Genomic DNA, 24,804 nt, shown 5'->3' on the forward strand with positions numbered 1-24,804 from the left:
TCTTGGCCAGTGGCCCTGTGCGGCCACACCGAAAGGCCGAACATATGGAAGCAAGCGATCCGATCAAAAAATCTGCAAAAAACACTTGCAAGGGGGAGCCGTCCACATAAGGGATGAGGCGATCAAAAAAGCCGCGGCAGGTAGCCCGAATCTCAACAGGCCTTCATCCGACAATCGTCTGAATGCCGAAGCACGGCGCGTTCCCAGTCAGATGCCGAGCATCGTCTTGGCTTGGCCGAGCGCTGCTTCCGAGCCCGCATGGTCGCCGGCCTTGTGCAAGTCTTCGCCCTGCTGGCGCAACTGTTTCACCTTGGCCATGTCGGCCTCGGACAATGATGCGTTGGGCATGGCCGCATCGATGGCCTGCATCATGGAGGGGCACTGATTCGCAAAAGCGGGGACAGGCGCAAGCGCGAGAAACAGCGCAACGGAAATTCTGGTAATCATGGTCGCTCCTCCGTGGGCCGGGGGGCGGCTGCCTCCCCGGCAACGAGAGGATGATAGTCCAGAACCGGCCCGGCGCCAATCCGAGCGGCCGGGCCCGTGCTGAGGGGGGGGGAACCTACATGATCAGGTGCCGGATCGCCATGACCGCGATCCAGCCGACGAGCAGCATCCGAAGCGTCGAGAAGCGCAGCCCGATGACGAAGGCGACGAGCATCGCTGCGGCGACGTCGATGCCACCATAGACGAAGGCGGGCGCCACCAGCGTCGTCAATACAGCCGCGGGAACTGCGTTCAACGCAGATTCGATCCGCGGGGGAATGTACTTCAGCTGCGTGATGAGCACGTAGCCACCGAAGCGCGTGACATACGTGGCGACCGCGGCCGCAACGATGAGATAGAGCAGATCGAGGTGTTGCGCGTCCAAGGATCAGGCCTCCTTTTCCACGGCGCGGGCTTCGATCACCGGTCGCTTCGGCGGCATGCAGGCCGCAAGCACGATGCCGGCAAGCGCGCCGATGCTGACATGCCAGGGGGAGCCGACGAAATGCATTGCCGCCACCGAGGCGACGGCGCTCACGGCCACGATCGGCAGAAAACGGTCGCGTGTGCGGAAGCTCATCACCAGCCCCAGAAAGTAGATCGGGAGGAGCACGTCGAGACCGATCGCCTTGGGATCGCCGATCAGCTGCCCGAAAATCGCACCGATCAGCGTATTGATGATCCATGGAACATAGATCACGACGCCGAAGCCCGCATACCAGGCGAAGGTGACCGGCAATCCGCGCTCGCCGCGCTGTTCGGTCTCTGCATATTGCGGATCCACGAGCAGAAAGAAGGCGATCAGCTTTTGAGCGAAGCTGAAATGGCGGATGTGCTTGGCGAGAGAAGCGGAATAGAGCACGTGGCGGAAGTTGACCGCAAAGACCGAGAGCACCACGAGCCAGGGCTGCACGTTGCTTCCGAAGAGTTCGATGCCGACCATCTGGCTTGCACCCGCATAGACGGTGGCGCTCATGAATACCGCATCGGCAATCGAAAAACCGTTATCCACCGCAAGCGCGCCGAAAAGCGCGCCGAAGGGCGATGCCGCCAGCATGATCGGAAAGCCGCCGCGAAGCCCTTCCCGGAAATCGCCTCTGCTCATGAAATTCTCCCGCGGGGGCCGCTCGTAACGAGCATGCCGGCAGATTGCCTGCCGGACAGATAGGGGCTGCCGCACATCGCGACAATTCAATTACTCTGATGCGGCGATTGAATTTTCTGATGGTTGGACTCGCGTCATTCCAAGCGCACGCAAGACCAGGTGCTCGGCCGGCCAACCATAAGAAGGCGGACGCAAGGAACGCGCCCGCCCCGACACGTCAGCGCTTTACCTGAAACGTGTGCTCTATGCCGGGAAAAGTGCGCGCCTTCACCTCGTTGGCATAGGCCTCCGCCGCCTTTGAGATCGTCGGCGCCAGTTCGGCGAAGTGCTTGACGAAGCGCGGTTTGAAATCGTTGAAAAGACCCAGCATGTCGTCCGATACGAGGATCTGGCCGTCGCAGGCCGGCGAAGCGCCGATGCCGATGGTCGGCGCGCGCAGCGTGGCGGTGATCTCGCGGGCGACCGGCTCGACCGTTCCCTCGACCACGATGGCGAAAGCGCCGGCATCGTCGATCGCCTTGGCGTCGCGGCGGATCTTGGCCACTTCCTTCTCGTTGCGCCCGACCGAGCGGTAGCCGCCCGTCGTGTTGACGAGCTGCGGCATCAAGCCCACATGGCCGAGCACCGGAATGCCACGGCTGACAAGAAATTCGACCGTCTCGGCCATCTCGGCCCCGCCCTCGAGCTTCACTGCGCTGCAGCCCGTTTCCTTCAGGATGCGCGCGGCGCTGCGGAAGGCCTGTTCCTTGGATTCCTGATAGGCGCCGAAAGGCAGGTCGACGACGACACAACAGCGCTCCGAACCGCGCATGACCGCCTGGCCATGCGCAATCATCATTTCGAGCGTGACGCCGACGGTCGTATCGAGGCCGTAGAGAACCATGCCGAGCGAATCGCCGACGAGGAGGAAATCCACATGAGGATCGAGAAGCCGTGCGATCGGCGTCGTATAGGCCGTCAGGCTGACGATCGGGCGCTCACCCTTCAGGGCTTCGATGCTGGCGGGGCTGAGCCGCCGTTTCGTGGTCTGGACGCTCATTCTCAGGCTACCTTTGCAAAACGGGCGGATTTCGGGGCTATGACGCGGTTGTCGAGCAGCTTCGTGGTGCCGAAGCGGACGAAGAGCAGGAGCAGGACCGGCTTTTCTCCGATCTCGCCGATAGGCTCAAGCGTTTCCGGGTCGCGCAGCGCCACCACTTCGGGCCGCGCCAGGGGTTCGCCGGCGAGAAACTCCAAGACACCCTTCTCGATTTCGGCCGGTTCGGTGACGCCGCTTGCGATCAGCCGCTCGGCCTCGTCCAGCGCCTTCGGCACGATCGCGGCTGCACGCCGCTCTTGTGCCGTCAGATAGACGTTGCGCGACGAACAGGCGAGCCCGTCCTCCTCGCGCACCGTCGGTACGCCGATGACCGTAACCGGCTGCGCCAGATCCTCGACCATGCGCCGGATGATCTGGAGCTGCTGGAAATCCTTTTCGCCGAAATAGGCGCGGTCCGGCTCGACGATGTTGAAGAGCTTGGTGACGACGGTCGCAACGCCTGCGAAATGGCCGGGCCTCACCGCGCCTTCGAGCTCGGAGCCGAGCTTCGGCACGTCGACCACCGTTTCCATCGGCTGCGGATACATGTCGGAAACGCCGGGGGCAAAAAGGAAATCGACGCCGCCATCGGTCAGCAGCGCCCGATCACGGGCGAGGTCGCGCGGGTATTTGCCAAGATCCTCGTTCGCGCCGAACTGCAGCGGATTGACGAATATGCTGGCAACGACCACGTCGTTCTCGACGCGGGCGCGGCGCACGAGTTCCATATGGCCGACATGGAGATAGCCCATGGTGGGGACCAGTCCGATGGACCTGCCCGCGCGCCGATGCTCGGCAAGGGCCTCTCGCAGTTCGGCGATGGTGCTGATGGTTCTCATTTCGGACCCTCCAATCCGCCGGGACGTTAGATACGCCCCGCTTCGCCGATATGGCTCCTGCATCGTCAAAATGCTACAGCGACAGTTGCGCGTCCGATAAGACGCGCGGCTGCGGGCGCCAGCCCCGCGAAAAGGCAATTGCACAAATTTTGGCTGCAAGATCTATCTTGTGCAGCGCAAAAACACAAACGGAAATGGGCTCAAATTCGAAGCGCCGCACTGATCGGCGTCTCAGACCGTGGTCGACTACGAGGGGGTCGAAAAATTCAACGAGACCTGTCGGCACGCGGCACATGTCTTCGTCCTTGGCTCATCGAAGCGAAACCAATTTAACGAGGAGCACCCCATGCGCATGATTTTCGTCAACCTGCCGGTCAAGGATCTGAAAGCCTCGCGGTCCTTCTTCTCCGCTTTGGGCTTTACATTCAACGAGCAGTTTTCCGACGAGACCGCCGCCTGCATGGTCATCGACGACAATATCTTCGCCATGCTTCTGACCGAGCCGAAGTTCCGTAGCTTCATCGTCGGCGAGATCAGCGACACGGCGAAGGGCACCGAAGTCATCACCGCGCTCTCCGCCGGAAGCCGTGCCGAATGCGACGACATGTTCGACAAGGCTATTGCCGCGGGCGGCAAGCCATGGAAGCCGGCGATCGACTACGGCTTCATGTACGGCATCAGCTTCCAGGACCTGGACGGCCACGTCTGGGAGTTCATGTGGATGGACATGTCGGCTGAGCAGCAGGCGTGACGATCTAAACCAACGGGTCACGCGGCATCGCTCTCCTGCCGGCACCTTCTCCCCACGTCAATGGGGAGAAGGGACAAGGAGCGGCGCCGCGAATCCCCTTCGCCCCGCTTGCGGGAGAAACAAAATACGCTACCCGCCGATCAACGCCAGCCACTCGTCCTCGTCCATCGTCTGCACGCCGAGTTCGCGGGCCTTGTCGAGCTTCGAGCCGGCGCCCGGGCCGGCAACGACGATGTCGGTCTTCTTCGATACCGATCCCGCCACCTTGGCGCCCAGACTCTCCGCCTTCGCCTTCGCCTCCTCGCGCGTCATCTTCTCGAGCGATCCCGTGAAGACGACCGTCTTGCCGGCGACGGGGCTGTCGGTCGCCACGGGCAATGCCGCGCTTTCGGGGGTAACTTCCCGCAGCAGCTCGGAAACGACCTTCAGGTTGCGCGGCTCCTTGTAGAACTCGACAATCGCGCGAGCGACCACCTCGCCAATGCCGTCAATGCTGTTCAGCTCGTTCCAGGCATCTCCCGAAAAGCCTGCCGCCTCGGTCATGGCCGCCCCGAAATGCTCGTAGCTGCCATAGGAGCGCGCAAGCAGCTTGGCGGTCGTCTCGCCCACATGGCGGATGCCAAGCGCATAGATCAGGCGATGAAGCGCTATCGAGCGGCGGGCATTGATCGCTTCGTACAGCTTGCGGACGCTTACCTTGCCGAATCCGTCGATGTTCTCGAGCTTATTGAGCGATTGCTCCTGGCGGCGTTCGAGCGTGAATATCTCGGGGGCGGTGCGGATCCGCAGATTCTCGTCCTCGCTTTCGAAGAAGAACTCGATCTGCTTGGAGCCGAGGCCTTCGATGTCGAAGGCATTGCGCGAGACGAAATGCTTCAGATGCTCGACCGCCTGCGCACGGCAGACGAAGCCGCCCGTGCAGCGGCGCACGGCATCCACCTTGCCGGTCTTTTCGTTGATGTCACGCACCGCATGGCTGCCGCAGATGGGGCACGTCGTGGGAAACCTGTAGGGCTCGGCGCCTTCCGGCCGCTCGTCCATCACCACGTCGACGATCTGAGGGATCACGTCCCCTGCCCGCTGCACGATCACCATGTCGCCGATACGGACGTCGCGCCCATCGCGGATCGGTTCGCCGGTGTTGCCGACGCCCCGGATATAATCCTCGTTGTGCAGCGTCGCGTTAGTGACGACGACGCCTCCGACCGTGATCGGCTCCAGCCGCGCGACGGGCGTCAGGGCGCCGGTACGGCCGACCTGAATGTCGATGCCCTTCAGACGCGTGAACGCCTGTTCGGCCGGAAACTTGTGCGCCGTTGCCCAGCGCGGACTGCGCGAGCGGAAGCCGAGTCTGGCCTGCAGATCGAGCCGGTCGACCTTGTAGACGACGCCGTCGATGTCGTAGTCGAGGTCCGGACGCTCCCGCTCGATATGGTGATAGTGCTCCAGGAGCGCGTCGGCGGAGAAGAAGCGCTGCATCAGCGGGTTGACCGGGAATCCCCAGGCCTTGAAGGTCTCCACCATGCCGAGCTGCGTATCCGCAGGCATGGCCGAAATCTCGCCCCAGGCATAGGCGAAGAAGCGCAGCTTGCGGTTCGCCGTCACCTTCGCGTCCAGCTGACGGAGCGAACCCGACGCCGTATTGCGCGGGTTGACGTAGAGCGGCCTGCCCTGCGCCGCCATTTCGGCATTGAGCGCGGCGAAGTCCGATTTCGCCATGTAGATCTCGCCGCGGATCTCGACGACGTCAGGCGCGTCGGCCGGAAGCGTCTGCGGGATCATGCCGATGGTACGAACATTGGCCGTGACGTTTTCCCCGGTCGTGCCGTCGCCGCGGGTCGCAGCCGTGACGAGCCGCCGGTTTTCGTAGCGCAGCGACATGGATAGCCCGTCGATCTTCGGCTCGGCCGTGAAGGCGATCGAGCCGTCCGGGAGCTGGCCGAGGAAGCGGTAGACGCCGGCGACGAATGCGCGGGCGTCCTCGTCCGAGAAGGTATTGTCGAGCGACAGCATCGGCCGCGCATGGGCGACGGGCGCGAAGGTGAGCGAGGGCGCGGCACCGACCTTCCGCGAGGGGCTGTCCTCGCGGACAAGTGCCGGAAAGCGCTCTTCGATGAGATCGTTCCGCCGCTTCAGCCCGTCGTAGTCCGCATCCGAAATCTCCGGAGCATCCTTGCCGTGATAGAGTACGTCGTGGCGGGCAAGCTCCGCCGCCAGGAAGGCGAGTTCCTCGGCAGCTTCCGCTTCGTTCAATTGTTCGACGGGTTTTCTTTGATTCAGCATGGATGCGGCTCCAGAACTTTGGAGTCGCTTTTACTGCATGATTCTTAAAATCGGAATCGATTTGAGGGTGATCGATACGAAGATAAGTGGGAGGCTATTCAACCGTTGCCGGCGAGCAATCGCGCAGCCGCAGCCCTCGCCTCCTCGGTAATCGAGGCGCCGGCGAGCATGCGGGCGATCTCTTCCGTGCGTGCCGCTTCGTCCATGCGGGCGACGCGGGTGGCGATCATCTCGGTCTTTTCCGCGGAAGGCCCCTTCGAAATCAGGAGATGCGTCGCCGCGCGCGCGGCGACCTGCGGCGCATGGGTGACGGAAAGCACCTGCACGGTTTTCGAAAGTCGCTTCAGGCGCTGGCCGATCGCATCCGCCACGGCGCCGCCGACGCCGGTATCGATCTCGTCGAAGACGAGCGTCGGCGCCGAACCGCGGTCGGCGAGCGCCACTTTCAGCGCGAGCAGGAAGCGCGAGAGCTCGCCACCCGAAGCGACCTTCATGATCGGCCCCGGCCTGGTGCCGGGATTGGTCTGGACGTGGAATTCGACCGCATCGATCCCGTCGGCCGTCGGCGATCCCGGATCGCTCGTCACCTCCACCATGAAGCGGGCGCGTTCGAGCTTCAGCGCAGGCAGTTCTTCCATGACGGCGGCCGAAAGCGCAGCAGCCGTATTGTGGCGCTTCTCGGAAAGCGAGCGGGCCGCAACATCGAAGGCCGCTCTGGCCTCGGCGACCTGTATTTCCAGATGCTTCAGCTTCTCCTCGCCGGCGTCGAGATCGGCAAGATCTGCGATCATCCGCGCGGCAAGTGCCGGCAGTTCGGTGACGGGAACCGAATATTTGCGGCTCGCGGCCCGCAGAGCAAAAAGCCGCTCCTCGACGCGCTCGAGTTCCTTCGGATCGAATTCCGTGTTGCGGAGCGCGCGCTCGACCGCCATCTGGGCATCCGCAAGCTGGTTCAGCGCCCCGTCCAGAAGCTCGACCGTCTCTTCGAGCAGGCCGGGTGCCTCATGGCTCTTGCGTTCGAGCCGCCGGACGAGCGACGCGATGAGCGGTACCGGCGAGGCGTTGCCGTTCAGAAACTCGGATGCCTCGCTGATGTCCCCGGCAATGCGCTCGACCTTCATCATGCGGGCTCGGCTCTCGGCGAGTTCCTCCTCTTCGCCGTCGCGTGGCGAAAGCGTCTCGAGTTCCTCGACGGAGGAACGCAGATAGTCCGCCTCGCGGGCTGCTGCCTCCACCTTCTCGCGGTGTTTCTTCAGACAGCGCTCGGCATCCTTCCAGCCGCGATAGAAGGTCGCGACGTCTTCCGCAGCTTCGGTCGTGCCGCCGAAAGCGTCGAGCAGCGTGCGGTGCGCGTCGGTGTCGACAAGCGCCCGATCGTCGTGCTGGCCGTGAATCTCAACGAGCGTCTGGCCGACCTGCCGCATCAGCTGGACGCTCACCGGCTGGTCGTTGATGAACGCCTTGGTGCGGCCGTCGGCCGATTGCACACGGCGGAAGATCAGATCGCCGTCGTCGTCGATGCCGTTCTCGCGCAGGAAGAGCCGCGCCGCATGGCCGGCGGGAACGTCGAAGACAGCGGTAACCTGGCCCCTGTCCTCGCCGTGACGCACGAGCGAACCGTCGCCGCGGCCGCCCAGCGCGAGCGACAGACTGTCGAGAAGGATGGATTTGCCCGCGCCGGTTTCGCCGGTCAACACCGAAAGCCCGGCATCGAAGCTGAGGTCAAGCCGTTCGATCAGGACGATATCGCGGATCGCGAGCTGGGCGAGCATCCGGTTTCATATCTTCGTTGTCGGGCGCCGGGAAAATCACGCGCCGATGAGGTTCTTTCCCGCGCGCGCGATCCAGGACGTGCCGGTTTCGCGCGGCTCAAGCCCGCCGGATTGCAGCAGCTTGTAGGAGTCGGCATACCATTGGCTGTCGGGGTAATTATGCCCGAGAACCGCTGCCGCCGTCTGGGCTTCCCCAGTCACGCCCATCGCATAATAGGCTTCGACGAGACGGGCGAGCGCTTCCTCGACCTGATTGGTGGTCGGATATCGCTCGACGACGGTGCGGAAGCGTGAAATCGCCGCAAGGTATTCCTTGCGCTCGAGATAATAGCGGCCGACCTGCATCTCCTTGCCGGCGAGCTGGTCGCGTGCAAAGCGGATCTTTGCCTGCGCATCGTCGACATATTCGGAGTCCGGATACTTGTCGACGACGACCTGCATCGCCTCGATCGCCTTCGCCGCAGGTCTTTGATCCTGCGTCACCGACGGAATCTGCTTCGTATAGGCAAGGCCCTGGATATATTGCGCGTAGGCCGCGTCTTCCGACTGCGGATAAAGGTTCAGATAACGGTTGGTCGAGTTGATCGCGTCCTGATACTGGCCGTTGCGATAGGAAACGAATGCATTCATGACCAGCGCTTTGCGGGCATATTCGGAGAACGGATGCTGCTTGTCGATCGCCTCGAACTTCCGCGCCGCTTCCGTCGTCTTGCCGGCATTCAGGTTTGCAAGGCCCTGGTTGTAGAGCACGTCCGGCGGATCGGTCTCGGCCGTGAGTTTGGTGATGTCGATGTCCGGATCGTTCTGGCAGGCCGTGATCAGACTGGAGCCGGCGATAGCCGCAAGAACGACCGCGGCGACGCGCGCTGATCTTCTTATGTCGACAGAAACTGCAAGAACCATCGGATATTCCCGTTTCACTCAGCGCCCAGCATCGCGCCAGACTTGCGCGTTTTAGAGCAAGTTACCTCAAGACCGCAACGTCATGATCGGCAATTCATGCAAATTTGTGGCGCCCTGCAGGGCTGCACCCCTTTTCAGATGTGTAAAGCGCCTCTGGCACCGTGAAAATCGGTGCCGAAGAACACGCGTTACTCGGGGCAACGATCGAATCATCATAAAAATGCCGGCCTTTCGGCCGGCGACTGGAGAAGAATATCCTATGCCGTCAGGCGGACCAGGGCGCGAAGCCCGGCGCGGCAACCGCCACCATGTCCCGCGAACGGGTGCGCTGACGCGGCGTTGCCGTTTCCACCACCTCATAGGCGGTCGGATCGCTGAGCAATGCCTTGAGGGCATTGGCATTCATCCGGTGCCCGCCGCGATAGGAGCGGTAGCAGCCGAGGAAGGGAGCGCCCGCCAGCGAAAGATCGCCTACGGCGTCGAGGGTCTTGTGGCGGACGAACTCGTCCGTATACCGCAGTCCCTCCACATTGATGACCGCGTTGTCGTCCGAGATTACCACGGAGTTTTCGAGTGACGAGCCGAGCGCGAAACCGCCTGCCCAAAGGCGCTCCACATCGCGCATGAAGCCGAAAGTACGCGCCCGCGACAGCTCCCGTTTGAAAACGGAAGGCGTCATGTCGCCCTTCCATGCCTGGCGGCCGATCAGCGGGCAGCCGAAATCGATCTCGACTTCGAAGCGCATGCCGTCATAGGGCGTGAATTCCGACCAGGAAGCGCCCGATTCGATGCGCACCGGCTTTAGGATGCGGATATAGCGGCGCTTCTCGGCAAGCGATTGAATACCTGCCTGCTCGATCGCCTCGATAAAGGGGGCGGAGCTGCCATCCATGATCGGCATTTCGGCGCCATGCACCTCGATCGACAGATTGTCGAGGCCGAGCGCATAGACCGCCGCCATGACATGCTCGATCGTCGCGATCGAGGTCGCCGGCGAGAGGCCAAGGACGGTGCAGAGATCGGTGTTGCCGACCTGCGAAGAGACGGCCCGGAATTCGCTCACCCGGCCGCCGGCAAGCACACGCTGGAACACGATCCCGGCGTCGGCATCGGCCGGCTGGAAGGTGATCTCGACTTCCGCACCGGAGTGAACGCCAATTCCCTTGAGGGTTATCGGGTTTGCAATCGTCGTCTGAAACCCGAGCAGTTCGATTCCCATTCTCGTCACTTTCAATCAAGGCGGCCTTCGGCCAAAATCCTAGAGGGTGCCACGTTGCTCAAGACACAAGACGAAGTACCGGGATCCCGCGCCAGTCGGCGGAAATCTCGTCTTCGAACTAACAGCGCCCGATCGAATCGTATGCGTCCCCAATTCCGATGATGAAAATAAGAGTTTGGAGACACCATTCCAAATCACTGTTCGTTTCGGTTTGTTACGCAATTCATATGCGCGCAATGCAAATGATAAGCATCTGATTTCACGCGAGAAATCGAAAAATGCCCGGGCTGGCGCCCGGGCATCGGCAAGGTGAAGGAACAGTCTCCGCATGTTTCCCTGAACCGGAGCCGGCTCAGGAAAAACGGCGGCGACTGAAAGTACCACGGCGACGTTGCGCGTCCGATCGGACGCACGGCACCGTAGGTATCAGCTCGACTGGCGGCGCAGGAACGCCGGAATTTCGAGCTGATCGTCTTCATGCGACCGCATCTGAGGCGCAGCGCGACCGTGATCGTCGAGCTGGCCGCGACGCGGCGCATAGAGGCTGGCTTCCGGCGAAAGCGGCCGGCGCTGTTGCGAGGCGGCGCTTGGTGCGGCGGCGGTCATGTCGGACGAGACATTCGTCGCTTCCCGTTCACGCAGCCCGAGCGAGCTCGTGATCCGGTTCAGGAGTCCCATCGGTCCGCGTTCCTCCTGATGCACAGGCGCCGGCTGCGTCCGGTGATCCATTTCCGCCTTCACGACCGGCGGAAAGTCCTCAACCTTCGGCATGCGTACCGGCTCGGCCTGCTGCCGCACGACCGGGGTGGGCTCCTGCCGGACCGGCTGTGCCTGCATCTGCGGCTGAACGGGCGCCTGCATCTCGACCGGGCGCGGTGCCGGCTGCGCCGGCCGCATGACCGGTGCGGCCTCCGCCGGAGCGACGCCTGCGAAAAGCTTGCTCTGCGGACGGAAGGTCTCTTCCTGCAGTTGCGGCTGCGGCTGCGGCTGCGGCTGCGGTGCGGCGACCTGGGTGCGCGCAGCGATGTCGAGTTCGCGCTCCATTTCGGCTTCGCGAATGGCGAGCGCGATGTGGTCGACATTCTGCTGCTGCTGGAGCGGCTGCTGCACCGGCTGCGGCTGCGGGGCCGGCTGCAGCGAAACAGTCGGCTGCGGCTGGGCCGGAACGGCGGCGGACGGGCGGACGATCGGCTTCGGCGCTACCGGACGAAAGTCGGCGGAGCGGCCGGCCACCTCCGCGGCCGTGCGGTCGATGCCGGTCGCGACGACCGAAACCCGAATGAGGCCTTCGAGTTCCTCGTCGAAGGTCGCACCGAGAATGATGTTGGCGTCCGGATCGACCTCCTCGCGGATACGCGTCGCAGCCTCATCCACCTCGAAGAGCGTGAGGTCGCGTCCACCGGTGATGGAGATGAGCAGGCCTTGAGCGCCCTTCATCGAGGTTTCGTCGAGCAGCGGGTTGGCGATCGCAGCTTCCGCAGCGGCCATTGCGCGGCCTTCGCCGGAGGCTTCGCCCGTACCCATCATGGCGCGGCCCATTTCGCGCATCACCGAACGGACGTCGGCGAAGTCGAGGTTGATGAGGCCTTCCTTGACCATGAGGTCGGTGATGCAGGCGACGCCGGAATAAAGAACCTGATCGGCCATGGCGAAGGCGTCCGCGAAGGTCGTCTTGTCATTGGCGATGCGGAAGAGGTTCTGGTTCGGGATGACGATCAGGGTGTCGACCGACTTCTGAAGATCGGAAATACCCTGGTCGGCGATCCGCATGCGGCGTCCGCCTTCGAAATGGAACGGCTTGGTGACGACGCCGACGGTGAGGATACCCTTGTTGCGGGCAGCCTGGGCGACGATCGGAGCAGCGCCCGTGCCGGTGCCGCCGCCCATGCCGGCGGTGACGAAGCACATATGCGTGCCCTGCAGGTGATCGATGATCTCGTCGATGCATTCTTCAGCGGCCGCACGGCCGACTTCCGGCTGCGAGCCGGCACCAAGACCTTCGGTGACGGCGACACCCATCTGGATGATCCGCTCGGCCTTGGTCATGGTGAGTGCCTGGGCATCCGTGTTGGCGACGACGAAATCGACGCCCTGGAGCCCGGCGGTGATCATGTTGTTGACGGCGTTGCCGCCGCCGCCGCCGACGCCGAAGACCGTGATACGCGGCTTCAGCTCGGTAATGTCCGGCTTCTGCAAGTTGATGGCCATAGTCCTGTTCCTTCTCTTTCCCTGGCCGCCTTGCCGAGCCGGCCAATTCCTTCAAACTCGAACACCTGTCCCGTTCGGCGATATGCCGAGCGGTCTAGAAACTTTCTTTCAGCCATTGCCCCATCCGGGCGAAACGGCTGTTGCCGCCGAGGGTGGAGAACATGCCGCTGCCGGCGGCATGCGTCTCGAGGTCGGCGACCTGAGGGTAGATCATCAGCCCGACGGCCGTGGAGAAGGCCGGGCCCTTGGCAGCGGCCGGCAGTCCGGATACGCCGAGCGGGCGGCCGATGCGGACATTGCGTGCAAGGATGCGCCGCGCCGCTTCCGGCAGGCCGGTCAACTGGCTGGCTCCCCCCGTCAATACGATCCGCTTGCCGACGATCGGGCTGAAACCGGACCGCTGGATGCGGTCGCGTATGAGTTCCAGCGTCTCTTCGATGCGAGCGCGAACGATGCGCGAAACCAGAGCGCGCGGCACGTGCGTCGGCTGGTCGCGGTCGTCTTCGCCGATCGGCGGAACCGAAATGATATCGCGCTCGTCCGCGCTGTTCGGAAGCGCCGAACCGTGCACGACCTTCAGGCGCTCGGCATCCTCGATGCGGGTGGACAGGCCGCGCGCAAGATCGGTCGTGACATGGTGGCCGCCAAGCCCGACGGCATCCGCATGGACGAGCTTGCCTTCGGCGAAAACCGAGATCGTCGTCGTACCGCCGCCCATGTCGATGGCCGCACATCCGAGCTCGACCTCGTCATCCACGAGTGCCGCAAGGCCGCTGGCATAGGGCGTCGCGACCATGCCCTCGACCGAGAGGTGAGCGCGGTTGACGCAGAGCTCAAGGTTCTTCAGTGCGGGCCGCTCCGCCGTCAGCACATGCATGTCGACGCCGAGAACGTCACCGAACATCGCCAGCGGGTCGCGGATGCCGCGCTCGCCGTCGAGCGAGAAGCCTGTCGGCAGAGAGTGCAGGATGGCACGATCGGTGCGCAGCGACTGGTGACCCGCGGCAGCGAGTACCTTCTTCAGATCGTTCGCCTCGACCTCCTGCCCGCCGAGATCGATCGTCGCGGTATAGACGTCGCTCTGCAGGCGGCCGGCGGAAACATTCACGATGAGGCTGTCGATGGTCAGTCCCGCCATGCGCTCGGCTGCATCGACCGCAAGCCGGACGACACTTTCGACCGCATCGAGATCGGCGATGACGCCATTCTTGACGCCCCGCGACTTCTGGTGACCGATGCCGATGACCTCGATGCTGTGCGTGCGCCCCGGCAGGATCTGGCTCTCCGCACGCGGCGTCAGGCGGCCGATCATGCATACCACCTTGGTCGAGCCGATATCGAGGACCGACACGACATGCGACCGCTTCGAGGGCAAGGGTTTCAGACGCGGAAGGCCGAAATTGGCGGATCCGAACAAACTCATATCCGCTTCTCCTGGGCTTTCAGCATTTTCTCCCTCGCCTTGAGTGCGACTTCCCGGCGCTTCACGGCTTCCGGCGTCAACTGTACGGTCGTGCGGTCTTCGAGCCTGAGATCGACGGCGGCGATATCGCGCTCCAGCAGCTGATGCGTGTCTTGCATACCGGCGAGCACGCTCATCGCGCGGGCAACATCCTTTTCCGGAAGCTTCACGACGACGCCGTTGTTGAGCCGCAGATCCCAGCGACGCCCGGCCACGCGCACGAAGGCTTTGACGCGGGAGCGGAACTCCGGCCAGCGGGAAAATTCATCGTAGAACGCGGCCGCCGCCGTCTCCGCGTCGCGGCCGACGAAAAGCGGCAGGCTGGCGAACTTGTTGTCCCTGAGCGGCGCGATGACGCTGCCGCTACGCTCTATCAGGGAGAGATCCGATCCGTGCTGCCAGATACCGAAGGCTTCGCGCTCCTTGAGAACGACCTCGATCGTACCCGGATAGATCTTGCGCACCGTGACGGTCTCCACCCAGGGCAGTTCGCCGATCAGCCGACGCGCCTCCTCGATGTCGAGCGCCACCAGTGACGTCGTGCCGTCCAGGCCGAGCTGCTGGAGAATGTCGATCTCGGAGGTCTGCGCGTTGCCGGAAACGCGGACGTCCTCGATCGCGAAGCCGGCCGCAGTCGTCGAGACCTGCGCGAAACTCTGCGTGTGGCCGCCGAGCGACATGCCGTAAAGGCCCGTGGCCACCATGAAAGCTGCGGCGGAAACTGTTCCGGTATGATTCGGGAAGCGGATTCGACCGGCGCCAAGGCTGATCAGAAAGCGCACGCCCTTGCGCAGCGGCCGCGGCAGGACGAACGCTTCATCCGCCTCGGCGACAGCGCCGGCCGGGTAACGAACCCTCTTGCCCCTTCTGCCCCTCAGCGCAAGCACGACGCGTCCTCCACCATCCACCTGAGAAATTCACCGAATTGAAGGCCCGCATGCTGCGCCATTTCGGGCACCAGGGACGTTGGGGTCATGCCGGGTTGGGTATTGATCTCGAGCCAGATCAACTCGCCCTCACCATCCCCACGATCGTCGAAACGAAAGTCGGACCGGCTGACGCCGCGGCAACCGATCGCCTCATGCGCCTTCAACGCCAGTGTTTGTATTTTTTGGTAAATATTTGGTGAAATCTGTGCAGGTATGACGTGCTTTGAACCACCTTTTACGTATTTCGAGTCGTAATCGTAGAAGGCGTGCCCCTGCGGGATGATTTCAGTGACGCCGAGGGCGACATCGCCCATGACACCGCAGGTGAATTCGCGTCCGGCAATATAGCGCTCGACCATGACGCGGTCGCCGTACCGCCACTCGCTTGAGGTGATCACCTGAGGCGGATGCGACTGATCCTCCTTGACGATCACCACCCCGAAGCTCGACCCCTCGCGGACCGGCTTCACCACATAGGGCGGTTTCATCGGATGCTGATTGCCGAAGCTGCGCCGGTCCATGACCAGCGCCTCGGCAACCGGGATGCCGGCAGCCTTGGCGACATGCTTTGCCTGGTCTTTATCCATTGCCAGTGCCGAAGCCAGGACGCCCGAATGGGTATAGGGGATCTCGAGATATTCGAGAATGCCCTGGATCGTCCCGTCTTCGCCGAACGGCCCATGAAGCGCATTGAAGACGACATCCGGGCGCAAATTCTGAAGAACCGCTGCGACGTCGCGACCGACATCGACGCGCGTGACGCGATAGCCTTCCGCCTCCAGGGCATCCGCGCAAGCCGTCCCCGAAGACAGGCTCACCGGCCTCTCCGAGGAAAATCCGCCCAACAGGACAGCAACATGCTTGCTGCTCATTCAAACCCCCAAACAATACGCCACTATCGCGAAGCTTGCTTGCACCTGGCTGATTTCGAAGCCTCGATTCGCGTGACCGCCGCGTGGAACCACTACAACGACATTATGGTTAATGAAGTGTTTACTTTGGTTAACTCTCGCCGCGAAACGCGCTTCGGCGAAACCCGCCAAGAATCAATCAGAGACAAGATTTCCTAGCTGAATCAGAGCTTTCTGTGGCTTGCAAGGGAAATAATCTTAGGGAAGGCAGAGCCCGCCTGCGTGTGCAGGCGGGCTCTACACGGTCTCGCGTTGCGCTATCTTTCCCGATCTAGCTATCGTCGCCGACGATTTTCCATACGATTCCGGCGATGGCTGCACCGATCAGCGGTGCGACCCAGAAGAGCCAGAGCTGGGAAATCGCCCAGTCGCCGACGAACAGCGCCTGTCCGGTCGATCGGGCCGGATTTACGGAGGTGTTGGTGACCGGGATCGAGACGAGGTGAATCAAGGTCAGCCCCAGGCCGATGGCGATGGGCGCGAAGCCCACAGGCACACGGCCATGCGTCGAGCCAAGAATGATGAGCAGGAAAAAGGCGGTCATGACGACCTCGGTGACGAGAGCCGCCGTCAACGAGTAGCCCCCCGGAGAATGTTCGCCGTAACCATTGGCGGCAAAACCGCCAAGCTGGAAATCGGCCTTGCCGCTGGCGATCACGTAGAGCACGGCAGCTGCGGCGATCGCGCCGGCGACCTGCGCGATGATGTAACCGACGAGGCTCGCCGGCGGCATTCTGCCGGCTACGGCAAGTCCGACCGATACCGCCGGATTGAAATGGCCGCCGGAAATTCCGCCGACCGCATAGGCCATGGTCAGCACCGTAAGGCCGAAGGCAAAGGAGACCCCGAGCAGGCCGATGCCGACCTCCGGGAAGGCAGCGGCAAGTACGGCGCTGCCGCACCCGCCGAGAACGAGCCAGAAAGTACCGAGAAATTCCGCAGAGAGCTTTCTGAACATGAATATTCCCCCAAATCGAAGCAAAACGCTTCGCCGGCGAGAGTTCTCCAGTATTCGATTCTCGTCAAGCAGGAGATGTATTTCCTGGCAATGCCCGCAATGCGGGAAGCCCGTGAATTCATGTAAGTGGGCATGTCGACCGCTCGAGCACACCGGGGCGATGCGCCGATGGAATATTGCTGCGCCGGCAAGCGCATTTAGTTCGCATTTCTTACGAAATCGGACTTTCTCGATGTGAAAACTTGCGCTAAGAACCGGCCGCCCGCCTCCCAAGACGGCATAACCGCCAGATCATTTTTTTGCGTCCATGGGACGGCGAACTGATCTAACCCTCTGAAACTACGCAATTCCGGCGGGGAGAGTTACTCGCTTTCCCGCGAATTGCCACAGGAACGAACCAATGACAGACGCGACAACCTCGCTGTCGCCGCAGGATGGTGCGTTGCATCGGCAGGCCGTGAACTCCCCTGCCCGGGTGCTGTTCGCCAGCCTGGTCGGCACCACGATCGAATTCTTCGACTTCTATGTCTATGCGACCGCAGCGGTAATCATCTTCCCGCACCTTTTCTTCCCTGCAGCCGATCCGACCTCGGCAATGCTGCAGTCCCTCGCCACCTTTTCGATCGCCTTCTTCGCCCGCCCTCTCGGCGCCGTGATCTTCGGTCACTTCGGCGACAGGATCGGCCGGAAGGCGACGCTCGTCGCCGCGCTGATGACCATGGGCATTTCCACGGTCATCATCGGCCTGTTGCCCACCTATTCGACGATCGGCGTCGTGGCACCGCTGCTGCTTGCCCTCTGCCGTTTCGGTCAGGGTCTCGGCCTCGGCGGCGAATGGGGCGGCGCGGTGTTGCTCGCCACCGAGAATGCGCCCGAAGGCAAGCGGAGCTGGTACGCCATGTTCCCGCAGCTGGGCGCGCCGATCGGCTTCATCCTGTCGGCAGGAACCTTCCTCATCCTCGGCGAAGTCATGAGCGAAGAGGCCTTCTTCGCCTGGGGCTGGCGCGTTCCCTTCATCGCCAGCGTGCTGCTCGTGATCGTCGGCCTCTATGTCCGCCTGAAGATCACCGAAACGCCGGAATTCCAGAAGGCGATCGACAAGCACGAGCGTGTCGAGGTGCCGGTCGCGGCGATCTTCCGCTCGCACAAGCGAAGCCTCGTACTCGGCACCTTCGTGGCGCTCGCGACCTTCGTCCTGTTCTATCTGATGACCGTCTTCTCGCTCTCCTGGGGCACGACAAAGCTCGGCTATTCGCGCGAACAGTTCCTGCTCGTACAGATGACGGGCGTCGTCTTCTTCGGCCTGATGATCCCGGTCTCCGGCATACTTTCGGACCGCTTCGGCCGGCGCCTCGTGCTGGTGCTGACGACGATCGGCATCGGCGTTTTCGGCCTCTTCATGGCATCGCTTCTGTCATCCGGTCTCGGCGGGGCCTTCGTCTTCTCGATCGTCGGCCTCGGCCTGATGGGCCTCACCTACGGGCCGATCGGCGCGGCGCTGGCGGCCCCCTTCCCGACGGCGGTGCGCTATACCGGCGCCTCGATGACCTTCAACCTCGCCGGCATCTTCGGCGCGTCGCTGGCGCCCTATATCGCCACCTGGCTCGCGACCAATTACAGCCTCGGCCATGTCGGCTACTATCTGCTGGCGGCGGCGGCGATCACGCTCGTCTGCCTGCTTCTTTCGAACGAGGAAGAGGTCTCGGGCTGAGAGATGGAATAATCCGGAAAAAAGGGCCGCGTCGGATATCCGCCGCGGCCTTTTTCTTGGTGCCGATTTCGGATCAGGCCGTGGCGCGGCCGAGGAATTCCCTGATTTCATAGCCCGGCATGAAATTGCCGACCCGCTTGATTTCCCATTCCAGCTTGACGCCGGAATGCTCCATCACCCGCTGGCGCACGGTCTCGCCGAGATATTCGAGCTCATAGCCGGTCGCCTGTCCGGTATTGATCATGAAATTGCAGTGAAGCGGCGACATCTGGGCATTGCCGATCATCATCCCGCGGCAGCCGGCCTCGTCGATCAGCTTCCAGGCCGAGTGGCCGTCCGGGTTCTTGAACGTGGATCCGCCGGTCTTCTCGCGGATCGGCTGCACCGTTTCGCGATGCTGGCGCACGGCGTCCATGTCGGTGCGGATCTTGGTCTTGTCTTCCGCATAGCCCTCGAAGATCGCATGCGTGAAGATCAGCTCCTTGGCCGCGCCGGAATGGCGGTAGCCGTAGCCCATCTCCGCTTTGCTCAGGACATGCCTGTTGCCCTTGCGGTCGACGGCATGGACCTCGACGACGCGTTCGCTGGTTTCGCCGCTATTGGCGCCGGCGTTCATGCGGAGTGCCCCGCCGATCGAACCGGGAATGCCGTAATAGAAGTAGAAGCCGCCGATACCATGGTCGAGTGCCATGGCGGCGATGTTCTTGTCCGGGCAGATTGCGCCCGCCTTGATGCGGTTTTCACCGGCGAGTTCGAGATCGCCGAAGCCCTTCGCCGAAAGCCGGATGACGACCCCCGGAATACCGCCGTCGCGCACGAGCAGGTTGGAGCCCACACCGACGACCATTACCGGCACCTCTTCGGGCACCAGCTTCAGGAAGGCGACGAGGTCGTCGGTGTCGTGCGGCTGGAACATGAGCTCGGCGAGACCGCCCGCCCGAAACCAGGTAACGCGGTCCATCGGCGCATCGGGCGTGAGACGTCCGCGGATTGCAGCGACGCCGTTTCCGAGCGAATCGAGAAGTTTCTGACCGTTGACCTGTTTCATGCTCGATTTCCTGAAATTTCCGCGAGCTGCTTGGGCAAGGCCGCGGCCCAATAGGTAATGCTGCCAGCTCCCAAGAGAACCACAAAATCGCCCGGCTGTGCAATCTTCGCGATAACAGGCGCCAGTGCCTCCTGTCCGGGGATGTGGCGGGCATCGCGATGGCCGGCAGCCTTGATGCGGTCGACAAGCGCTTCCGAACTGACGCCCTCTATGGCTTCCTCGCCGGCCGCATAGACCGGAGCGAGCAGGATCGTATCGGCGTCGTTGAAGCAGGATGTGAAGTCTTCGAAGAGGCTCGACAGGCGCGAGTAGCGATGCGGCTGGTGGACCGCGACGATGCGCCCCTGGCACGCCTCGCGCGCCGCCCTCAGGACCGCCCTGATCTCGACGGGATGGTGGCCGTAATCGTCGAAGATGCGCGCGCCGTTCCACTCACCCGTCAGAGTAAAGCGGCGTTTCACGCCGCCGAAGGTGGCAAGACCTCTCGCAATGTCCTCGGGCTTGATGCCGAGCCGCTGTGCGACCGCCACGGCAGCCGTGGCGTTGGAGACATTATGGCGTCCGGGCATCGGCAGCCTGAGGTCCTTGATCGCGATCACCTGGCCCGTGCGGCGGCGGCGGATCTCGATATCGAAGATGGAAGTCGCACCGTCCATGCGGATATTGTGGAAGCGCACGTCGGCCTGGGGGTTCTCGCCGTAGGTGACGACCTTCCGGTCCTCGATCTTGCCGACCATGGACTGGACCTCTGGATGGTCGAGACACAGCACACCAAAACCGTAAAAGGGCACGTTCTCGACGAACTGCCGGAATGCCGCGCGCACGGCGTCGAAATTGCCGTAGTGGTCGAGATGTTCGGGATCGATATTGGTGACGACCGCGATGTCGGCCGGCAGCTTCAGGAACGTGCCGTCGGATTCGTCTGCTTCGACCACCATCCATTCGCCGGCGCCCATGCGCGCATTGGTGCCGTAGGCGTTGATGATGCCGCCGTTGATCACGGTCGGATCGAGGCCGCCCGCATCGAGCAGGGCGGCGACCATCGAGGTCGTCGTCGTCTTGCCATGGGTCCCGCCGATCGCAATCGCATTGCGGAAGCGCATCAGCTCGGCAAGCATCTCGGCCCGCCGCACGACCGGCAGGAATTTCTCGCGCGCAGCGATGAGCTCGGGGTTGTCCTTCTTGATCGCCGTCGAGACGACGACCACCTCGGCATCGCCGAGATTCTCCGCTTTGTGCCCGATGGAGACGCTGATGCCCTTTTCCCGCAGACGCTGCACATTGGCGCTGTCGGCCTGGTCGGAACCCTGGACGCGATGGCCGAGATTGTGCAGGACCTCGGCAATACCGCTCATGCCGATGCCGCCGATACCAATGAAATGTACGAGCCCGATCGTCTTCGGCATCTTCATGAGCGTGTTTCCTTGAACTTCGCGACTGTCGAGCCGCTGGCAATAGCCTCTACCAGCAAGGCAAGCAAGCGCGCGGCATCCGGCTTGCCGGTCTGGCGGGCGCCGGCCGCCATCTGCGCCAGCGCATCCGGGTTGCTCATCGCATCCGCAAGGATGCCGGCGAGCCGCTCGGCGCTGAGCTCCACCTGCGCGATCACGCGCGCGCCCCCTTTCGCGGCGAGTGCCGCGGCATTGGCTGCCTGGTCGTGGTCGAGAGCGTAGGGATACGGCACCAGGATCGCCGGGCGTCCGATGACCGAGATTTCCGAAACGGTGGAAGCGCCCGAGCGGCAGATAACGAGCTGCGCCGAAGCGATCCGACCGGCCATGTCGTTGAAGAAGGGAGATACCTCAGCGGGAACGCCGAGCTTCTCGTAGACCGCGATGACGCCTTCGCGGTCCTCGGGCCGGGCCTGCTGCGTCACCTTCAGCCGCTGGCGCAGTGCGTCGTCGAGCCGGCAGACCGCCTGCGGCACCGTTTTCGAGAAGAATTGCGCGCCCTGGCTGCCGCCGAAGACCACGAGATGAAAGGGCGCATCGCCGGCAGCCGGCGCATAAGGAAGCCCGGCAGCCTTCAGCACCGCCGGACGCACAGGGTTTCCGGTCGCCACGGTCTTCGCCGCGAAGGCTCCGGCGCCTTCCGGGAGAAAGCCGCCGGCGACGGCCTTGACCCGCGATGCGAGCATTTTGTTGGCGCGGCCCATCACCGCGTTCTGTTCGTGGATGATCGACGGGATGCCCATGCCCGTGGCCGCAAGCAGCGGCGGCACCGTCGGGTAGCCGCCGAAGCCGACGACGGCCCTGGGCCTAAGCCTGGCAATCAGTCGCCGGGCCGCCCTCAGCCCCGTCCAGAGCTTCCATACCGACCGGGCGAGTTTCATCGGGTTCTTCGAACCGATCGTCGCCGACGGCACGACATGAATCTCGTCGGCCGGAAACTTCCCCGTGAAGCGTTCGGCACGGCTGTCCGTCACCAGATGCACGGAATAGCCTGTTGCTTTCAGCTCATGCGCCAGCGCCTCGGCTGGAAAGAGGTGCCCGCCGGTCCCGCCGGCGGCAAGAAGAATGATGCCTTTATCCATGTCTCACTCCGCCGGCACTCCGACGCCCGATCGAAAGAGGCTGCGCTCGACGGCACGTTTCTCCGGCCGATGACGCGTCAGTGCCAGAATGAACCCCGCCGTCACGCAGATCGCCACCATCGACGACCCGCCATAGGAAATCAGCGGGAGCGTCATGCCCTTGGCCGGAAGCAGCTCGAGATTCACGCCGATATTGATCATCGATTGGATGCCGATTTGCAGAACCAGCCCGGCAACCGCGAACCGGTTGAAATCGTTGCGCTCGCGGAAGGCATGATTGAGGCCGCGCATGACCACGAAGGCGAAGATCATGACGATGACCATGCAGAAGACGATGCCGAACTCCTCCGCAGCGACGGAGAAGATGAAGTCCGTATGGCTGTCCGGAATGATGCGCTTCACCACGCCCTCACCGGGGCCGCGGCCGAACCAGTCGCCGCGAATGATCGCCTCGCGGGCCGTATCCACCTGGAACGTATCGCCTTCGCCGGTCAGGAACCGGTCGATGCGGCCGGCGACGTGGGGCAGGATGGAATAGGCGGCGAAAAATCCGCCTATCGCCACCGACGCGAGCACGATGATCCAGAGCCATGGCATGCCGGCCATGAAGAACATGCCGCCCCAGACCGCCGCAGTGAGGATGGTCTGGCCGAGGTCGGGCTGGGCAACGAGGAGCGCCCCGACGATACCGAAGAGGAGGATCGACAGCAGATTACCGGGAATTTCCGGCTGCCGCGCATGTTCGGCGAAAAGCCAGGCGCAGACTACGACAAAGGCGGGCTTCATGAATTCCGAGGGCTGTATCGAAATGCCGGCGAGCGCCAGCCACCGCCGGGAGCCCTTGACCTCCTGGCCGAAGAACAGAGCCAGCACCATCATCGCCGTGGAGATCACGAGCAGGATGATTGCCGTGCGCCGCACCTGTCGCGGCGAGAGAAAGGAGATGCCGACCATCACCACCAGCGACGGCAGGAGGAAGAGCGCATGGCGCTTGACGAAGTGGAAGCTGTCGAGGCCGAGCCGTTCGGCGACCGGGGGGCTTGCGGCGAAGGAGAGCATGAAGCCCACGCCCATCAGCAGGATGAAGGCGGCGAGAAAAAATCTGTCGATCGTCCAGAACCAGTCGGCCACGGGGCCACGTTCGGCTCGGCTTACCATCAGTCTGTCCCCTTTCCGGGCGCGTACCGCGCCAACATCCACTACCGGCCGAAGCCGTCAAATCAGCATGCTCACGCCCTCGAGCGCCGCCACATGGCCGACGAAGGCATCTCCGCGCACCTCGAAATTCTTGTACTGGTCGAAGCTTGCGCAAGCCGGGGAAAGCATCACGGCCGCAGGGCCTTGCATGTCCCGCGCCGCATCCGCTGCCGCGTGCGCAACCGCCTTCTCCAGCGTCCCCGAGATTTCGTAGGGCACTGCTTCGCCGAGGGTCGCCGCGAAGGAGGGTGCCGCTTCTCCGATCAGATAGGCCTTTACGATCTTCGGGAAGAACGGCGCTAGTGACGTGATGCCGCCCTCCTTCGGCAGACCGCCGGCGATCCAGTAGATTCGGTCGTAACTCGAAAGCGCCGGGGCTGCAGCCTCTGCATTGGTCGCCTTGCTGTCGTTGACGAAGACGATCTCGCCCTTTTTCGCAACCGGCTGCATCCGGTGCTTGAGGCCCGGAAAGCTCCTGAGGCCGTTCACGATTTCCTTCCCGGAGATGCCGACCGCCAGGCAGGCGGCGATCGCAGCCGCGGCATTCTGGGCATTGTGCCCTCCGCGCAGCGTCTGGATGCCGGCAAGATCGGTAAAGAGCGACGATGCCCCGTCCTGCGCCCGCATCAGCGCCGAGCCTTCGGCATATACGCCCTCGGCAAGCGGATGGCGGCGCGATATGCGCACGACCTTTGTTCCTGCCCGCTCCACCCGATCCGCGATCAGGCTCGAGAGGCTGTCGTCGACGCCGACGACCGCCGTTCCGCTCCCCGCCACCAGACGCTCCTTGATATCCGCATAGTGCTGCATCGTGCCGTGGCGATCCAGGTGATCCGGCGTCAGGTTGAGCAGTATCCCGGCGGTCGGGTCGAGCGTGGGCGCAAGGTCGATCTGGTAGGATGAGCATTCGACGACATAGAAGCGCCCTGCTTTCGGCGGATCCAGCGTGAGCACTGCGGTGCCGATATTGCCGCCGAGCTGCGTGTCCCGCCCGCTCGTCCTGAGAATATGGGCGATCAGCGCCGTCGTCGTGGATTTACCGTTGGTGCCGGTGATGGCGATGAAGGGGCAGTCGGGCGCGTGTTTGCGTCGCTCACGCACGAAGAGCTCCACGTCGCCGATGATCTCGACGCCGGCCTGATGCGCGAGATCGACGCTCCAGTGCGGCTTCGGATGCGTCAGCGGCACGCCGGGCGAAAGCACTAGGGCGGCAAAGGCATGCCACTCGACGCCGCGCAAGTCAGCCGTGCTTATCCCGGCTGCGGCGGCCTTGGCGACGCTGTCAGGATTGTCGTCCCACGCCACGACATCGGCGCCGCCCGAAACGAGTGCCTGAGCCGTCGCGAGCCCCGAGCCGCCAAGCCCGAAGAGTGCGACCTTCCTGCCCTTGAATGAGGTGACCGGGATCATC

General features: G+C 63.2%; 22 protein-coding genes. 3 read left to right on the forward strand and 19 right to left on the reverse strand.

Translation table 11 applies throughout. The features are described 5' to 3' along the window. Positions 1-207 precede the first annotated feature (207 nt). From BHD07_RS18390 to panC, 5 genes are all read right to left on the reverse strand, one after another. Positions 208-447, reverse strand: a complete 240-nt coding sequence (locus tag BHD07_RS18390; protein WP_100671686.1) for a hypothetical protein — start codon at positions 445-447, stop codon at positions 208-210. A gap of 115 nt (positions 448-562) precedes the next feature. Then, a complete protein-coding gene (locus BHD07_RS18395; RefSeq protein ID WP_324762010.1) occupies positions 563-871 on the reverse strand; it encodes an AzlD family protein in 309 nt (102 codons plus the stop codon). 3 nt (positions 872-874) lie between these two features. Continuing rightward, a complete protein-coding gene (locus tag BHD07_RS18400; protein ID WP_338282340.1) occupies positions 875-1,591 on the reverse strand; it encodes an AzlC family ABC transporter permease in 717 nt (238 codons plus the stop codon). 217 nt (positions 1,592-1,808) lie between these two features. Beyond that, a complete protein-coding gene (gene panB / locus BHD07_RS18405; protein ID WP_338282342.1) occupies positions 1,809-2,630 on the reverse strand; it encodes a 3-methyl-2-oxobutanoate hydroxymethyltransferase in 822 nt (273 codons plus the stop codon). A 2-nt stretch (positions 2,631-2,632) separates the two neighbouring features. Next, complete coding sequence (panC, locus tag BHD07_RS18410) at positions 2,633-3,508, reverse strand: pantoate--beta-alanine ligase (RefSeq protein WP_338282344.1); 876 nt, start codon at positions 3,506-3,508, stop codon at positions 2,633-2,635. Positions 3,509-3,854: 346 nt separating this feature from the next. On the opposite strand from panC, the gene BHD07_RS18415 reads away from it, so the two are divergent. Further along, a complete protein-coding gene (locus BHD07_RS18415) occupies positions 3,855-4,259 on the forward strand; it encodes a VOC family protein (RefSeq protein ID WP_026168647.1) in 405 nt (134 codons plus the stop codon). A 129-nt stretch (positions 4,260-4,388) separates the two neighbouring features. On the opposite strand, the gene ligA is transcribed toward BHD07_RS18415, so the two are convergent. From ligA to BHD07_RS18455, 8 genes are all read right to left on the reverse strand, one after another. After that, a complete protein-coding gene (gene ligA / locus BHD07_RS18420; RefSeq protein ID WP_338282347.1) occupies positions 4,389-6,542 on the reverse strand; it encodes an NAD-dependent DNA ligase LigA in 2,154 nt (717 codons plus the stop codon). Positions 6,543-6,640: 98 nt separating this feature from the next. Further along, positions 6,641-8,314 (reverse strand): DNA repair protein RecN, encoded by a 1,674-nt coding sequence (recN, locus tag BHD07_RS18425; protein WP_127712408.1) that lies wholly within the window; start codon positions 8,312-8,314, stop codon positions 6,641-6,643. Between the two features lie 36 nt (positions 8,315-8,350). Then, complete coding sequence (locus BHD07_RS18430) at positions 8,351-9,217, reverse strand: outer membrane protein assembly factor BamD (RefSeq protein ID WP_018095445.1); 867 nt, start codon at positions 9,215-9,217, stop codon at positions 8,351-8,353. 265 nt (positions 9,218-9,482) lie between these two features. Beyond that, on the reverse strand, positions 9,483-10,436 hold the full coding sequence (gene lpxC / locus BHD07_RS18435; RefSeq protein WP_338282353.1) for a UDP-3-O-acyl-N-acetylglucosamine deacetylase: 954 nt from the start codon (positions 10,434-10,436) through the stop codon (positions 9,483-9,485). A gap of 426 nt (positions 10,437-10,862) precedes the next feature. Then, entirely contained in the window at positions 10,863-12,644 is a 1,782-nt protein-coding gene (gene ftsZ / locus BHD07_RS18440) for a cell division protein FtsZ (protein WP_275597664.1), read from the reverse strand. A gap of 94 nt (positions 12,645-12,738) precedes the next feature. Beyond that, a complete protein-coding gene (gene ftsA / locus BHD07_RS18445) occupies positions 12,739-14,067 on the reverse strand; it encodes a cell division protein FtsA (protein WP_010969742.1) in 1,329 nt (442 codons plus the stop codon). After that, a complete protein-coding gene (ftsQ, locus tag BHD07_RS18450; RefSeq protein ID WP_018095449.1) occupies positions 14,064-14,993 on the reverse strand; it encodes a cell division protein FtsQ in 930 nt (309 codons plus the stop codon). Before ftsQ ends, ftsA begins: the two co-directional genes overlap by 4 nt. Then, entirely contained in the window at positions 14,981-15,907 is a 927-nt protein-coding gene (locus BHD07_RS18455) for a D-alanine--D-alanine ligase (protein WP_100671692.1), read from the reverse strand. Before BHD07_RS18455 ends, ftsQ begins: the two co-directional genes overlap by 13 nt. Between BHD07_RS18455 and BHD07_RS18460 the strand changes: the two genes are divergently transcribed. After that, the gene (locus tag BHD07_RS18460; protein ID WP_157813664.1) at positions 15,893-16,105 is read left to right on the forward strand and encodes a hypothetical protein; all 213 of its coding nucleotides are present in this window, start codon (positions 15,893-15,895) and stop codon (positions 16,103-16,105) included. The two genes, BHD07_RS18455 and BHD07_RS18460, sit on opposite strands and share 15 nt — an antisense overlap. A gap of 112 nt (positions 16,106-16,217) precedes the next feature. Here the strand turns inward: BHD07_RS18460 and aqpZ are convergent, their stop codons facing one another. Next, positions 16,218-16,904, reverse strand: a complete 687-nt coding sequence (gene aqpZ / locus BHD07_RS18465; protein WP_018095451.1) for an aquaporin Z — start codon at positions 16,902-16,904, stop codon at positions 16,218-16,220. A gap of 400 nt (positions 16,905-17,304) precedes the next feature. Here aqpZ and BHD07_RS18470 point away from each other — a divergent pair, with 400 nt between their 5' ends. Continuing rightward, positions 17,305-18,615: an MFS transporter gene (locus BHD07_RS18470; RefSeq protein ID WP_338282366.1), complete on the forward strand. Its 1,311-nt coding sequence runs from the start codon at positions 17,305-17,307 to the stop codon at positions 18,613-18,615. Positions 18,616-18,688: 73 nt separating this feature from the next. Here BHD07_RS18470 and murB read toward each other — a convergent pair whose 3' ends face one another. The 5 genes from murB to murD are packed head-to-tail and all read right to left on the reverse strand — an operon-like array spanning position 18,689 to position 24,803. Beyond that, positions 18,689-19,663, reverse strand: a complete 975-nt coding sequence (gene murB / locus BHD07_RS18475) for a UDP-N-acetylmuramate dehydrogenase (RefSeq protein ID WP_018095453.1) — start codon at positions 19,661-19,663, stop codon at positions 18,689-18,691. Next, entirely contained in the window at positions 19,660-21,075 is a 1,416-nt protein-coding gene (gene murC / locus BHD07_RS18480) for a UDP-N-acetylmuramate--L-alanine ligase (protein ID WP_018095454.1), read from the reverse strand. The genes murB and murC overlap by 4 nt, the downstream gene beginning before the upstream one ends. Next, on the reverse strand, positions 21,072-22,196 hold the full coding sequence (gene murG, locus BHD07_RS18485) for an undecaprenyldiphospho-muramoylpentapeptide beta-N-acetylglucosaminyltransferase (protein WP_338282369.1): 1,125 nt from the start codon (positions 22,194-22,196) through the stop codon (positions 21,072-21,074). The genes murC and murG overlap by 4 nt, the downstream gene beginning before the upstream one ends. Positions 22,197-22,199: 3 nt before the next feature. Further along, the gene (gene ftsW, locus BHD07_RS18490; protein WP_275597658.1) at positions 22,200-23,354 is read right to left on the reverse strand and encodes a putative lipid II flippase FtsW; all 1,155 of its coding nucleotides are present in this window, start codon (positions 23,352-23,354) and stop codon (positions 22,200-22,202) included. Between the two features lie 57 nt (positions 23,355-23,411). After that, complete coding sequence (murD, locus tag BHD07_RS18495; protein WP_338282373.1) at positions 23,412-24,803, reverse strand: UDP-N-acetylmuramoyl-L-alanine--D-glutamate ligase; 1,392 nt, start codon at positions 24,801-24,803, stop codon at positions 23,412-23,414. Position 24,804 lies beyond the last annotated feature (1 nt).

The sequence above is a fragment of the Sinorhizobium sp. KGO-5 genome (genome assembly GCF_036245905.1).
GTDB lineage: Bacteria > Pseudomonadota > Alphaproteobacteria > Rhizobiales > Rhizobiaceae > Sinorhizobium > Sinorhizobium meliloti_A.

Bases quoted from the DNA above. Each gene is read 5' to 3' on its own strand.
- panB (WP_338282342.1), bottom strand. From the start codon at position 2,630: ATGAGCGTCCAGACCACGAAACGGCGGCTCAGCCCCGCCAGCATCGAA.
- BHD07_RS18415 (WP_026168647.1), top strand. From the start codon at position 3,855: ATGCGCATGATTTTCGTCAACCTGCCGGTCAAGGATCTGAAAGCCTCG.
- murC (WP_018095454.1), bottom strand. From the start codon at position 21,075: ATGAAGATGCCGAAGACGATCGGGCTCGTACATTTCATTGGTATCGGC.
- murD (WP_338282373.1), bottom strand. From the start codon at position 24,803: ATGATCCCGGTCACCTCATTCAAGGGCAGGAAGGTCGCACTCTTCGGG.
- BHD07_RS18390 (WP_100671686.1), bottom strand. From the start codon at position 447: ATGATTACCAGAATTTCCGTTGCGCTGTTTCTCGCGCTTGCGCCTGTC.
- ftsA (WP_010969742.1), bottom strand. From the start codon at position 14,067: ATGAGTTTGTTCGGATCCGCCAATTTCGGCCTTCCGCGTCTGAAACCC.
- ftsW (WP_275597658.1), bottom strand. From the start codon at position 23,354: ATGGTAAGCCGAGCCGAACGTGGCCCCGTGGCCGACTGGTTCTGGACG.
- ligA (WP_338282347.1), bottom strand. From the start codon at position 6,542: ATGCTGAATCAAAGAAAACCCGTCGAACAATTGAACGAAGCGGAAGCT.
- BHD07_RS18470 (WP_338282366.1), top strand. From the start codon at position 17,305: ATGACAGACGCGACAACCTCGCTGTCGCCGCAGGATGGTGCGTTGCAT.
- murG (WP_338282369.1), bottom strand. From the start codon at position 22,196: ATGGATAAAGGCATCATTCTTCTTGCCGCCGGCGGGACCGGCGGGCAC.
- recN (WP_127712408.1), bottom strand. From the start codon at position 8,314: ATGCTCGCCCAGCTCGCGATCCGCGATATCGTCCTGATCGAACGGCTT.
- aqpZ (WP_018095451.1), bottom strand. From the start codon at position 16,904: ATGTTCAGAAAGCTCTCTGCGGAATTTCTCGGTACTTTCTGGCTCGTT.
- BHD07_RS18455 (WP_100671692.1), bottom strand. From the start codon at position 15,907: ATGAGCAGCAAGCATGTTGCTGTCCTGTTGGGCGGATTTTCCTCGGAG.
- lpxC (WP_338282353.1), bottom strand. From the start codon at position 10,436: ATGGGAATCGAACTGCTCGGGTTTCAGACGACGATTGCAAACCCGATA.
- murB (WP_018095453.1), bottom strand. From the start codon at position 19,663: ATGAAACAGGTCAACGGTCAGAAACTTCTCGATTCGCTCGGAAACGGC.
- BHD07_RS18460 (WP_157813664.1), top strand. From the start codon at position 15,893: ATGCTTGCTGCTCATTCAAACCCCCAAACAATACGCCACTATCGCGAA.
- ftsZ (WP_275597664.1), bottom strand. From the start codon at position 12,644: ATGGCCATCAACTTGCAGAAGCCGGACATTACCGAGCTGAAGCCGCGT.
- BHD07_RS18400 (WP_338282340.1), bottom strand. From the start codon at position 1,591: ATGAGCAGAGGCGATTTCCGGGAAGGGCTTCGCGGCGGCTTTCCGATC.
- panC (WP_338282344.1), bottom strand. From the start codon at position 3,508: ATGAGAACCATCAGCACCATCGCCGAACTGCGAGAGGCCCTTGCCGAG.
- BHD07_RS18430 (WP_018095445.1), bottom strand. From the start codon at position 9,217: ATGGTTCTTGCAGTTTCTGTCGACATAAGAAGATCAGCGCGCGTCGCC.